The following is a 13716-nucleotide window of genomic DNA, read 5'->3' as shown; positions in this document are numbered from 1 at the left end:
TATCTTCGCTCCTAACTAATTGTTCTAAGCAATTCTTCATCTATTATTTTTTGAAGATATTTTAATATCTTCTCCTCCTTAATATTCATTAAATTATTTAAGTAAGTGTCCATTGTTAATTTCAAATTGAAAACTTCTGTAAGATCATATATAAATTCAAAGGGCTCATCAAAACTATGTATCCAATCCCCATATATTTGTTTTTTTGTGACAGCAAATATATTACTATCAATCTCACCGGATTTTATTTTATTGAAATATTCAATTATTTTATCCTTTATATTGTCACTATACTTACCTTGCATTTCCAAAACGAGATAAAATTCATCATTTATATATTCTAATTTAAATTGAACAGGTTTAACTATGTCTCCATTTTTCTGTAATTCATAGCTAAACTGTGATCTCTCTCCGAATAATGCTTCAAATCCAATTTTATAAATAAAATATGACTCAATTCCTAACCCGGAAGTAGATAAAGGAATAACCCATCCTAATCGAATTGTCTCCTCATGATAAGCAAGATTTATACTTACATTATTTAATTTTTCCATTGGAAATTTTTTTATTTTATAATGCGGTAAAGTTTTTACTAACTGCTGGATTTCCTTAAAAAGCTGTTCAATTTCAAAATCTCCCATTACTGTAAGGTACATATTATCCGGTTGATAGTATGTTTTGTGGTAGTTATAAAGTTGTTCAGTTGTTATTTTTTCCACATCTTCTATAGAACCCAATATATTAAACTGACTATCGCTTTTAAATATTGACATTAGTTTGATATCAGATTGATAATCATGATTTGTTTGATACATAGAAATTTCTTGTTTAATTACTTCCTTCTCTCTATCTACCATACTTTTGTTGAAAAGCGGATTATACACTGTTTTTAATAAAATATTAATAGTGTTTTTTAAATCTCCAATTGTTGACACAAAAAATGATGTTTTATCATAGCTTGTAAATGCATTTGCCATTGCACCATTTTCTGCAAACTGTTCATGAATTTTTTTCTCTTCATTATCAAATAAAATATGTTCTAAAAAGTGCGCCATCCCTGAAGGGGATACCACAATTTTATCATTGCTATCTAAATACTGATTATAATAAGAACCACAAGATACAGTTAACATCGCTAAATTTTGTTTTTGCTCAGGAACTTTAATAAATGACACATTGATACCATTATCTAATTGATAATGAAACATATTATTACTAAATAGGTTTAATTGTTGTTCCATACTTTTATTCTCCCTTAAGAAAATAGATAAGTTCTGGTTGAATTCTTTGTGCAGCTCTTTTTACATCATGAATAGATACATTCTGTAAAATATGAATACGTTCTTGAACGGAAAGGATACCTCCAGCAAGAATGCCATTTAAATATGTCTCAATGTGCTCAGTTGCGTTTTCTAACACGGTAATATATTGTTGAAGCAACATTTGTTTCGCATTTTGGAACTCTTTTTCACTAATTTGTCCATCCCGGATTTTATATAACTCTTCTAAAATTACTTGCTTGGTTTGTTGCAGATTTTTCTCATCTATTCCTACAATTATATTAAATATACCTTTAATACTATTGGGATAGCATAAAACCGTATAAGCTAATCCCTGTTCATCCCTAACTTTTTTAAATAAAGTAGATTGTGGATATCCACCTAGAATAAATAATGCTGTTTCTAATGCAATCCATTCCTTGTGCTTTCGATTAATCCCCAGTCTTCCTCCGATTATTAAAATACTCTGTCCAGAGCCGCTTATTTCCACTACTTCTTTTAAAGATTGAGAATGTGGAAATAAATGAGTAACAGGGAGCGCATCCACGTTTTCATTTCGATTTAATAAAAAATTATTTTCTACATCCTTCAAGACTTGATCATGTTCAACGTTTCCCCTAACAAACAATAAAGTATTGTTTGTTAACATTTGATTGTAATAATGAAAAATTGACTCTTTATTAATACTCTTGATTTCTTCTTCTGAACCCAATGCATTTATTGCGAATGGCTCATTGGCGCATAAATGTGCATCAAACTTAGATAGTGCATAAGGAAATCTATTGTCTTTTAAATTTTTCAAAAGAATCAACTGATTATTCTTAGCTTGTTCAATATATTCTTCTAGAAACTCTCCATCTTCTAAAAATGGTCTATTTATAATTTCATACATCAATTTTAAAGTTTCTTCTAAAAGATTAGGATTACTTTGGATGTATTTCTGATCCGGAAAGACCATTCTAAATCTGTTAACTAAAAAGTCACCACGTTTCATTGCAGTTGAATCGAAACGTAATCCATATAACTCTGCGAATTTTTGATTCAGTTCATAGCTTGTTTGATACATACTTGTACCACGGGAAAGAATATTGGGAATTAAGGAATAAATCGATGTATGATTTTTATTTAATTTACTAATATTGAATAAGTAAACAGATATTGTTTTTGATAAAATCGGCTGACTAATATAAGTGTCAAATCCTGGTTCTATTCGAAATTGCGTAAAATCTTTCACCATTTAATAAACTCTCCTTATTATAATAATGCTAGTTCCTTTTCCCTTAATTTCTGATATTCATCTATCCATCGCATTTCTGTATTGTGGTCTCCTAAGTATTTCCTGTTGTAGTTTTTGAACTTTTCAAAAGCGCGGTCAAGTGCATGAAATCTCTCGTTAACGGGATCTTCTGATTTTGCCACTTCCTCTACAATGTCAGCAAAGGTATACACTGCAAATTTAGCTAATTTATTTCTCCAAGCTAATAGTTTTTCTACAGCATTCATAGCTTCATCATCATTTTCATCTTCTAATAATCTAGAAATCATTTCACCTTGAAGTTTTCGTTTATGATATTGTTGACTTCCTACTTCTCTTCCAAAAAGCCATCCAGCATCAGCCAATGCTGCAACATAAGCATCCTTAAATCCATATTTTTTCATAGAATCTAACTGCCCTAATCTATCATTTATTGCACTAAATAAGAATTGTTCCTCTTTGTAATTGAAATACTCTGCTTCTACTCTACTTCCCTCATATGGAATAAACACACTACCAACTAAAGTTGTTGGATCAGTAATTAGCTCTGATTTATCATTCACAAGCCACTTTAATCCTTTTAGGTCTTCTCTTAATTCCGATAATGTTGTATCTTTATCGAATAAAATAAACCCTAAATTCATATATAAATCGAGCTCTTTAAATACTTTTAAAGCATTATAATTTTGTTCAACTGTGTTCCCTTTAGAATATCTCCTCATTTTTGCAGGTACAAAGCTTTCAAGTCCCATTAAAACAGCGTAAAGCCCTGCTTCTTTCATTATTTTAAAAGTCTCTTTATCTACGTCGTTTGCTCTTGTATAGATAAGAAATGAAATGTCTAAGCCAGATTGTTTTATTAACTTTGAAAGTTCAATTGCCCGATCTTTACTTTGCTTACTTCGATTAAAAAATGTAGCGTCTGAAAAAATAAATTCAGTTATACCAAACTCTTTTACTATCTCTTTAATTTCATTAAATATATTTTCCGTCGAGCGAGAACGCCACGTATAATTTTCATATAAATTATCGTATCCAGTTATGTAGCAAAACTTACATCGTGCGTAACAACCACGTGAAGTACGAATAGCCGCTTTTGTAAAGTCCAATGAAATCCCCTGTTCTTTACAGTACTCTAGCCAGTAATGTTTTGCTTTTGGAAGCTCATCTAAATTATGTACTAACTCTCGCCCTCGATTAAAAATGGGTAACTGTTCTTCATTTAGATATGCTATTCCACTACACTCTTTCCAATTATCATTGTTTAAAATCGCTTTGCAATAATCTACTATTTCTAATTCTTCACCCGTAATTACTACATTAATTGGAGTTTCCTTTAATGCTTTTTCTTGGCCAACTGCTGTTTCCCCAAATACAGCAATCACCCGATCTTTATACTTATCCTTTTCACGAATTTCCTTAATGAATTTCTGATTTTCTGCCCAAAACTCCCCTGGCCATCTAACATAAAATAGAAGTATCTTTGCGTCACTTCTTAAAACATCATCAATAGTTAAATTATGGTTTAAATAGAAATCTTGAACTTCCGTATTTATTCCAGCATGGTATAAAGCGCCATACGCATGACAAATACCAGATTCCTCCATTTCGTTCACGTTTCCAGAACGTGAACGATAAGATATTCTAGATATTAATACATCCGGCATATTGTGCCCTCCTCTATAAATAGAATAATAGAGAGGGAAAGAAAAACTTACCCTCTCACTTTTTTTACTTTTGACATACTACTGTAGCAATCTTATAGTTTTTTAATAACTCTTTTACTGTGTTTTTCTTCATTTTTCTCACCTCCATTTAAAAACTTTCAAAAGGCTTGAATTTATTAGAATCCACATTTAAATACCTTAATTTCATTTTGATAAAGGCCATTTATATGTATCAATTCAAATTATTTACTTTTGACATACTACTGTAGCAATCTTGTAGTTTTTTAGTAACTCTTTTACTGTTGCTTTTTTCAATTTACTCACCTCCCTTTGAAAGTCTTCAAAAGGCTTAAATTTATTAGAGTCCACATTTTAAATACCTTAATTTCATTTTGATGAAGGTCGTTTATATACATCCCTTCAGATTACTTACTTTTGACATACTACTGTAGCAATCTTGTAGTTTTTTAGTAATTCTTTTACTGTTGCTTTTTTCATTTTATTCACCTCCTTTATTATTTTATATAGTTAACTATAAATGTATTATAATTCTAAAAATTCGAAATTTCAATCCTATTTTTAAATATTTTAAATTTTTTTTAAATATTTTAAAATAAGTGGATTTATTTGTAAGGTAATGGTAAAATTCCATAAATAAATAACACAAATATATGATATAGAGGTAGGTGTAAAATGAACACTAATATAGAAGAAACTTTATTTTAGCTTACTCTGCTACTATGCTAGGGTCACAGATAAAGTGGTGAGTTGTAAAAGAGACTGGCAGTGCTCAAGCATTAGGTGCAATAATTGGAATTCCAATGAAAAAAACAATTTACCAAGAGAAACGTGCGTTAACTCAAAGAATTCTTTCGATTTACGATGATAAACTGAAATACGCAGCATCAAAATTAGTTGAAGTTATGTGTGAGCAAGAAGCTTATGCACTCGAAGAAAATGGAATTGTAGAAAAAGTTGATGAAATGAATTTATTTGATGTAGTACCTGTTTTGGAGGAGATTATACTTAAAGATATTTATAGTAAGAGATTTTATTGATGAAAATAGAATAAGTGTTTGTCAAGTTGTACCAAAGGATAAAGTTTCAACAAAATCAGATAATATTTAATTGTTAATTTTATAGATTACACGTTCAAATTATAATTTATTAATTGTAGGAGACGAAAGCTTTTAGCTAAGGATAGATCTTTAGCGGACAAGAATTCTATCGTTTATTTCTTATTTACTCGCTAAAAAAAGGGTGACGTATTTCGATAATACAAGATAGAAATTTTGTTAAGAAAGCTGCTATAAAAAACTTATGCGAAAACATATGCGCTTGGAAGTTGTTCACATGGCTGAACCAATAGAGGAAGAAGCCTTTTACCATTATCTTCAACTGTTTCCAAAATATCAACAAAGTAAAATTGCGCGATATGTAAGTAAAGAAGATCGTGATCGTGCATTAATCGGAGCTTTATTAGTTAGGACTATCGCCAGAGATGAATGCAATGTTTCTTTTCATGAGATTGATATTGCGGAGACTTCTTTAGGAAAGCCTTATTTTCTTGTGCCCAAGGGCTTTTATTTCAATATATCTCATGCGGGAAAATTTGTCGTTTGTGTGTTCGACACGGAGAAGGTTGGAATCGATGTTGAGCAAATTCAACCTATAGACATTGAACATGTATGTCGTTTTTTCGCATTACCTGAACGACAACTATTATCGATGTTACAAGGTAATGAAAAATTAGAGCGGTTTTATGACTTGTGGACGCTAAAAGAAAGTTATATTAAAGCACTAGGCAAAGGGTTGAGTATCCCATTGGATTCTTTCTCTATTAATATGACACCGACATCGATTACTGTACATGAAAAGGGAGTAATACAAGCTTGGCACTTTAAGCAGTACTCGATTCATGAGGAATACAAGTTATCTGTATGTGTTTCACATTCTGATTTCCCTCAGAAAATCAGAATCCATACAATCCATGACTTCCTTCAAAATTGTATTAGCTAATGAAGATTTAACTAAAATATCTCTGTATGTAGTGTGGTATTCTAGGTCAAGAATAACTATACGATCAAGCGAAATAAGATATACGCCCTGTTAAGTTACGGTGAAAAATAAGTGGTGCTTTCCGAAGTGAATACGGCGCTCGCAATTTTTTACGAATCGGAAGTTATATGTAATCTCAAAAAACAAGGGAAATCAACCTTTCACCGTACCAAAAAATAGATAAAAATAGGAGAACTAGATCTCTCTTCAACTAAACCTTAGAGGTAGCGCTTCGTAGCGATTACCTCTATTTGTCTTGTGTTTTTAACTATAGGCTGAGTAGTTACAAAAAATTAATTTATATTGTGAAAAAAGAATGTATTAGACTACTTTTTAAATATATTTAAGAAAAAATAAATATATTTAAAAAAGTAGTTTACTTGCATGGTAAAAAATGATAATTTGATAGTAGTAATTTTATTCTAAATATTCTAAAAAACTTCAGTGGAACTAGAAGGTATTAATTTAAATAAAAAAACTAATAGGTTAATTAGTTTTTTTATTGATAGTGTTTAGTTGGTCAAAATACATGTTGAAATTTTGACTATTGTACAAATTCAATTTTTAGGAATAGCAATTAAGAAAAAAAAACAAATTATTTTATAAGGATTTATGAATTTTTGTAAAAATACATTTAAGACATAATAAAAATCTTATTTGCAGAAAGGAGAAAACATGAGTCAACATCTTCTACTTCAAAAGGAACATGTTTCTAAAAAAAATTTAAAAGAGAAAATTCTAAATCGTGACGCCATTGTAGCGGTAATTGGTGCAGGATATGTTGGTCTTAGCTTAGCAACACAATTAGCCAAGGCCGACTATAAAGTACTAGCAATTGATGAGGATCAAACAAAGGTTAAGCAAATTAACACTGGAAATAGTTATATTGAGGATGTATCCTCAGAAGAATTAAATGAATTGGTTTTACAAGGGAGAATTATTGGTGTTGAAAATTACGACATGCTTGCTATATCAGATATTATTATTATCTGTGTACCAACACCTTTAACAATTAATCAAGAGCCTGATACTTCATATATAGTAGATGCAGTTAATAAGATTGCGAAATTTATTCATCCTGAACAAATGATAATATTGGAAAGTACTACCTATCCTGGTACTACAGAAGAAATTATTTTAAAAAGTTTAGAATCAACAGGACTAATAGTAGGTGTGGATTACTTTCTTGCGCATTCACCTGAACGCGTTGACTTTGGAAATAAAGAGCATACACGTTTGAACGTTCCGAAGATTGTAGGAGGGATTACACCTAGTTGTAATGAATTATCAGTACTTTTTTACGAACAAATTGTGACGGTTGTACCAGTTTCATCAGCAAAAATTGCAGAAATGGCTAAAGTTTTTGAAAATACTTATCGTTGTGTAAATATAGCATTAGTTAACGAAATGGCTATGCTATGTGACCGTATGGGTATTAACGTATGGGAAATGTTGGATGCGGCATTTACTAAACCTTTTGGAATTCATCCATTCTACCCGGGACCAGGTGTGGGTGGACACTGTGTACCTGTTGATCCATTCTATTTATCTTGGAAAGCACAAGAACATAATTTTATGCTGAAAACCATTGAAGTAGCAGGTGAGATAAATACATCAATGCCCACTTTTGTAGTAGAAAAAGTATCAAAAGCCTTAAATTCAGTAGGGAAAAAAGTAGAAAATGCCAATATTTTAATTCTAGGGGTATCCTTTAAAAAGGATATTTCAGATTATAGAGAATCTCCGGCTCTTAATATTATTGAAATACTAAAAAGTTCTAAAGCACATGTAGTATACCATGACCCATTTGTACCGATAATTCAAGTCAACAATATTAATTCAGAAGTTATGTATTCAGTAGAGCTTTCTAACAATAATCTATGTGATATGGACGTTGTAATAATTGCAACTGATCATAGTGTGTTTAATTATCAGGATATTGTAGCGAATTGCTCTTTAGTCGTAGATACAAAAAATGCAACAAAATTTGTGCAAACTTCACGAGAAAAAATTATTTTATTATAATTACAATTTGTCGTTTGTTCTCTTATTAATTAGACTATTGAAATGTAAATATCCAAATAACTTTAAATCTATAAAAAGAGTTTCAAGGATGTTCCTACTCCCACTAGGTTATTCTAATAACTACTATATTTATTAGTTATATTTTATGTGTAATAAGTAATTAACGGTAATTGGTTATCTATTTAATATAAGTTGTGGTGAGTTTATAGGACTTGAATGGATTGACACTTTGCATGAATTGAATTCTTCAAGATGCCCTATATACAATAATGTCAATAAAAATAAAAGTCTAAGTAAATCTATTATAAGAGGAGTATACCTATGAAAAATATAGACACTGCGGAATTATTAAATCAGATATGGCAAGAAGTACTTAATACCAAAGAAATTAATGACAGTCAAAATTTCTTTTTATCTGGGGGAGATTCTTTATTAGCAGTTAGATTTTTAACAAAGTGCAAAGATAATAGAATTCCTATTTCTATAAAAGATTTATATATGTTACAAAGCTTAGGTGAACTTAAGGAGCATTTAATTCAAAAGCAAGTCAATGATGAAAATCTAATATCTACGGTATTAAATATTAAAGAAAAGGACCATAAGTTATTGCCGACTCAATATCGCTGGGTAAATGAACCTGTACGTGATATTAATTATTTTAATTTAGGGGCCCTTTATTATACTCCAATTGAATTAACTGTAGAAAAACTTAGGGATGCAATAAAGATAGTAATTGATAGAAATGAAGCATTACGAACAGCCTATAAAAAGGTAAGTACGGGTTGGATTGCCCAAGTGATGCCCCCTGACATAGATAAAGTATTAATTAAATCAAATTATGAAGATTATAATAATCTACTAAATGAGATGAGCGAGGAATGTCATTTAGCACAAAAAACTATGGATATTGAGGAAGGTGTAGTGTTTCGAATTTTGTATTTTCCATTTAACGGAGAACGTGGGCGGTTATTAATATTAGCTCACCATTTAACTATCGATGGCTTTTCGATAAACTTATTAGTTGATGAAATTGAACAAGCTCTGCAAAGTGTAATGGGAATTTCAGAAGCGAATAAAAATGTTTCAATACAACCTTTTAGATACATTGAAGAAATTGAAAAATGGGTTGTTAGTCAGGAAGCGAATGAAGATGCTAAAAAGTGGCTAGCTCAACCTTGGGATTCTATTATGAAATTTCCTAAAGAAAAAGATGGAAATGGAGAAGGGCTTCTTACTACTATTCATACATTAAGAGGTGTTGTTCCATTAAAGGAAACACAATATTTAAAGGATATTGCTCGGCGATATAATATTGGTCTTAGTGAAGTATTGTTAGCAGCTGCCGTTTATGTAATATCTCAATGGAATGAGCAAAAAATTCATGGAATTGATATATATCATCACGGACGTGATATAACACCATTTGATTTGGATATTTCTGAAACGGTAGGTTATGTGCTTAATACATATCCTGTAATTTTAAATTGTACTCATATTAATGAAAATTCAAATTGGATTGAACAAATGGCAGAGCAATTTAATTATTTGCCGAAAAGACGTTTTGGTTTTGATGCCTTATGTTATTTTTCTAATCCAGCTCACAAGGAGCTGCAAAAGTTACCAAAGTTAAATATTAGATATAATTTTCGAGGGCAAATGAATAGATTGATGCAACGCCATGATTCTTTATTAGAATTAGCACCAAATAATGAATTATACGGTCCGAATCGTTCACAAGAGCAAAGCGAACGTTATCTTCTAATGCTTGAAGGTGATGTAGTTGAAGACTGTTTAGTATTTGGTATTAAATTTAGTGAAGATCATTATAAACTTGAAACTATTCAAATCCTTATAGATAAAACTATTAGTATGCTTATCAAAAAAGCACGTGAAAAGGAGTTAGTATGATGAATAAAATTAATGAGATTAATTTAGTAACTCCTGAAAATAGCGCATATTATAGAAAAATCGAAACAATTGCTCTAGAAATATTATCTTTGGATAAACAACATATAAAAGATTTCAATAAATTGTCATTTATTCAGCTAGGTGGGGATTCGATTAAAGCTATGTATATGGTATCCCGGGTTGAACGAGAAACTCAAATTAATATGCCTATAGGATCTTTATTAAGTAAAGAGTTTCTATCTACTGTTATCACTAGTAGTATAGAAAGCTATAAAGATTATTTTGATGATCCTATTTCAAATGAGAATGAAAGTATTGTTAATAGTACTAAACATAGTTTAGAGATGGAAAGTTTAGCAACACATGGGCAACAAGGTATGTGGATTATGCAAGAGCTTTTAGGACATTCAGCTTATAATTTAGTTTTTAACGCACAATGCGAAGGGACAATAAATATATCTTTTCTACGTAAATCTATATTTGATACCGTAGCTAGGCATGAGGGTTTATGTACTTATTTTTGTTCGAGCGAAATTGGATTAAGACCTATAATTCAAAATGATTTTGTTCCTCCTTTTGAAATTATTAAGACTGATAAAGAAGGTTTTAATAGCTTATTACAACAGACACATGCAGATATAAAAAATTATAATTTTCAACTTGAAGAGGAACCACCAGTAAAGTTTATTTTAATCACTGATGGGGATAAGCAACATTCGCTTTTCTTTTTTACTCATCATATGCTCGTAGATGGGTGGTCTATTGGTATTGTTCTTAATGAAATTTTCAAGAGATATCATGCATTTATATTAAATGATAAACTAACGCTCCCTCCAGCACCAAGTCCAAGCCTATTTATTAATTATCAAGAAGAATTACGTGATAAGGGCGTTTTCAAAAAACAAATAGATTATTGGCAAAATACTTTGAAAGGGTTTCCGACAACTTTAGAATTTAAAACAGATAAGGAGAGACCTAAACAACAAAGTGTGAATGGAGTTCGTCATCCATATCATTTTTCGACTGAAGATTCTGGAAATATAGTTGAATTTGCCAAGAAATTAGGCGTTACACCTTTTGCTGTATTTCTTTCTGCCTATAGTCTTTTAATATCACGTTATACAGGTAACCGGAAGTTTATTTTAGGAGTTCCATCTGCAGGTCGCCCAACACTTGAGTTAAGAGATCTAGTTGGTCTATGTACTAATTTAGTCCCTGTCCAAATTGATATTAATGAAGAGATTTCTGTTGGGAATTTTATTAAAGACATACAATCCTCTTTAGTGAATACGCTAAATAATTCTAATGTTCCATTTGATGAACTAATACGTGAAATGGGTATTGGAGGAGATTCTAGGCGTAATCCACTAATTCAATTTGTTTTTGCTATGCATGATCAATTAATAAAAAGAGAGTTAGAAATAGAAGATTTACAAATTAAAATTGAAGATGGTCATGGAGGGGCTTCTCCTTTCGATATGACATTTTTTATACAATATTCAAGTCCTTTTTTTGGAGGCGAATTAGAATATTCTTCTGACGTATTTAATGAATCAGAAGTTAAAGCATTTATTAACAACTTCAATACTATTGTTAGAGAAATAACGGGAGATGTTGAGAAAAGGGTTGGAAATATTCGTGGGATTTCTTTAGACCAATTAGAAAGGTTGGAAATTTTAAATGATACAAAGCAATTATATCATCAGGAGAGCATTGAACAGTTATTTCTTAGACAAGTAGATTTAACACCAGATTCTAAAGCAGTTATAGATCCTTCTAATGAGACCTTTTTAACATATTCAGAACTTGAACATGTAAGTACAGTTCAAGCTAATAAATTAGTAGAATCGGGAGTTAAACAAGGTGATTTCGTAATTGTAGCATTGGATCGTTCAATTGAGGAAATAGTTGCTTTACTTGGAATTCTTCGTGCTGGCGCAGTATATGTTGCTGTAGATCCACAATGGCCAAACTCTCGAATTGCACAAATAATAAATGTTTGTAAACCTAGTGCCATTATTGTTTCTGAGGATAATAAAAATCGTTTTCAAACTCTTATAGACGGCAAGGATATACGATTGATAAAAACTTGGGAAAAAAGATGGGAATATGAGAAAACTGTACCTGTCGATAAATTAAGTTTTGATGTAGACCGTTTAGCATATGTTGGATTTACCTCAGGTTCAACCGGGATTCCTAAAGGTGTTGCAGTTCGTCATTGTGGTGTTATCAGATTAGTGGATGGGGTTGATTATGTAAAACTCGGTCAAGGAGAGCGATTTTTAAGATTTGCACCCCTAGCGTTTGATGCATCTACATTAGAGATATGGGGTCCATTATTAAATGGAGGAACAAGTATTATTTATCCCCCAGGGATACCTTCACCAGGTGAATTAGGAGATTTTATACAGAATCAAGAAATAACACGTATGTGGTTAACATCAGGACTATTCCGTCTAATGGCCGAATTTACTCCAGAGAGTTTCTCAGGAGTGCATCAACTCTTAACTGGAGGAGATATAGTACCTTCGGAATATGTACGTAAAATACTGTCCATCAATCCAAACCTAATTATTACAAACGGATATGGTCCAACTGAGAATACTACGTTTACTACTACTTATACAATTGATTGTCCTGAAAACGTAGAAGATCCACTTCCGATTGGTTATCCTATCCCAAATACTCGAATCTATATTCTGGATGATTGTTATCGTCTACTTCCTCCAGGTGCAATTGGAGAATTATTTGTCGCTGGAGATGGTCTTGCATCTGGCTATGTTGGGAATATAACTGAAACAAATAAAAGTTTTAATTATTTTTCTCCCGATATTAATGAACTACTTTATAAAACTGGAGATATTGTAAGGATAGATTCAAATAATCGTATCCAATATCTTGGTCGAAGAGATCACCAAGTGAAAATTAGGGGACATAGAATTGAACTTGAAGAAATCTCAAAGGTTATAAAATCGTATAGTAATAGTGTAGATGCAGTAGTTATAACAACTGGTAAATCTAGTTCTGATAGACAGTTATTAGCTGCTGTAGTTCCTAAGAATGAAGATGAAAACTTTCTTAACGCATTACGTGAGTATTTAAAGAATAATTTACCAGAATATATGATTCCAAATCGGTGGGCGGTACTTAATCAAATTCCTATTAATGCTAACGGTAAAGTAGATAGAAAAGAGCTTGAAAAATATTCTAATAATATTTTTCAAATTTCTAAGCAAAAAACAGAAATAAATAAAAATAGCAATCTCTTTGATAAATTAAAGATATTAATAGAAGAGATATTAGAAATACAGGATATAAATAAGGACGATAATTTTTTTGATTTAGGAGGCGATTCAATAAGAATGGCTCGATTAATGGCAATGTCACGTGAAAAATTGGGAATATCCTTACCATTAAAAGAGTTTTATGCTAATCCAACTTTAAATTATTTGACATATTTAGCAGAGAAATCAATTAAGGATTCGATAGAAAAATAAGATAAGAAAAAAAGGAAGTGATTTAA

General features: G+C 31.0%; 8 protein-coding genes. 5 read left to right on the top strand and 3 right to left on the bottom strand.

What is annotated here, in order from left to right:
• Positions 1–11 precede the first annotated feature (11 nt).
• The 3 genes from AB1280_RS15100 to AB1280_RS15090 are packed head-to-tail and all read right to left on the bottom strand — an operon-like array spanning position 12 to position 4202.
• Positions 12–1241, bottom strand: a complete 1230-nt coding sequence (locus AB1280_RS15100; RefSeq protein ID WP_429756330.1) for a M16 family metallopeptidase — start codon at positions 1239–1241, stop codon at positions 12–14.
• Between the two features lie 4 nt (positions 1242–1245).
• On the bottom strand, positions 1246–2517 hold the full coding sequence (yfmF, locus tag AB1280_RS15095) for an EF-P 5-aminopentanol modification-associated protein YfmF (RefSeq protein WP_429756329.1): 1272 nt from the start codon (positions 2515–2517) through the stop codon (positions 1246–1248).
• A 17-nt stretch (positions 2518–2534) separates the two neighbouring features.
• A complete protein-coding gene (locus AB1280_RS15090; RefSeq protein WP_429756328.1) occupies positions 2535–4202 on the bottom strand; it encodes a B12-binding domain-containing radical SAM protein in 1668 nt (555 codons plus the stop codon).
• 821 nt (positions 4203–5023) lie between these two features.
• On the opposite strand from AB1280_RS15090, the gene AB1280_RS15085 reads away from it, so the two are divergent.
• The 5 genes from AB1280_RS15085 to AB1280_RS15065 all read left to right on the top strand — a co-directional run bounded on the left by AB1280_RS15085 (position 5024) and on the right by AB1280_RS15065 (position 13690).
• Entirely contained in the window at positions 5024–5260 is a 237-nt protein-coding gene (locus AB1280_RS15085) for a hypothetical protein (RefSeq protein ID WP_429756327.1), read from the top strand.
• A 295-nt stretch (positions 5261–5555) separates the two neighbouring features.
• Entirely contained in the window at positions 5556–6221 is a 666-nt protein-coding gene (locus tag AB1280_RS15080) for a 4'-phosphopantetheinyl transferase family protein (protein WP_429756326.1), read from the top strand.
• Positions 6222–6935: 714 nt separating this feature from the next.
• A complete protein-coding gene (locus AB1280_RS15075; RefSeq protein ID WP_429756325.1) occupies positions 6936–8285 on the top strand; it encodes a nucleotide sugar dehydrogenase in 1350 nt (449 codons plus the stop codon).
• A 321-nt stretch (positions 8286–8606) separates the two neighbouring features.
• Positions 8607–10193 (top strand): condensation domain-containing protein, encoded by a 1587-nt coding sequence (locus AB1280_RS15070; RefSeq protein ID WP_429756324.1) that lies wholly within the window; start codon positions 8607–8609, stop codon positions 10191–10193.
• On the top strand, positions 10193–13690 hold the full coding sequence (locus AB1280_RS15065) for an amino acid adenylation domain-containing protein (protein WP_429756323.1): 3498 nt from the start codon (positions 10193–10195) through the stop codon (positions 13688–13690). The genes AB1280_RS15070 and AB1280_RS15065 overlap by 1 nt, the downstream gene beginning before the upstream one ends.
• Positions 13691–13716: the final 26 nt, after the last annotated feature.

It is taken from the genome of Bacillus sp. S10(2024) (assembly GCF_050473865.1).
In the GTDB taxonomy this organism is placed as follows: domain Bacteria; phylum Bacillota; class Bacilli; order Bacillales; family Bacillaceae_G; genus Bacillus_A.
Note: the sequence above shows the minus strand (reverse complement) of the source record. Positions and strands in the feature narration are given on the sequence as shown.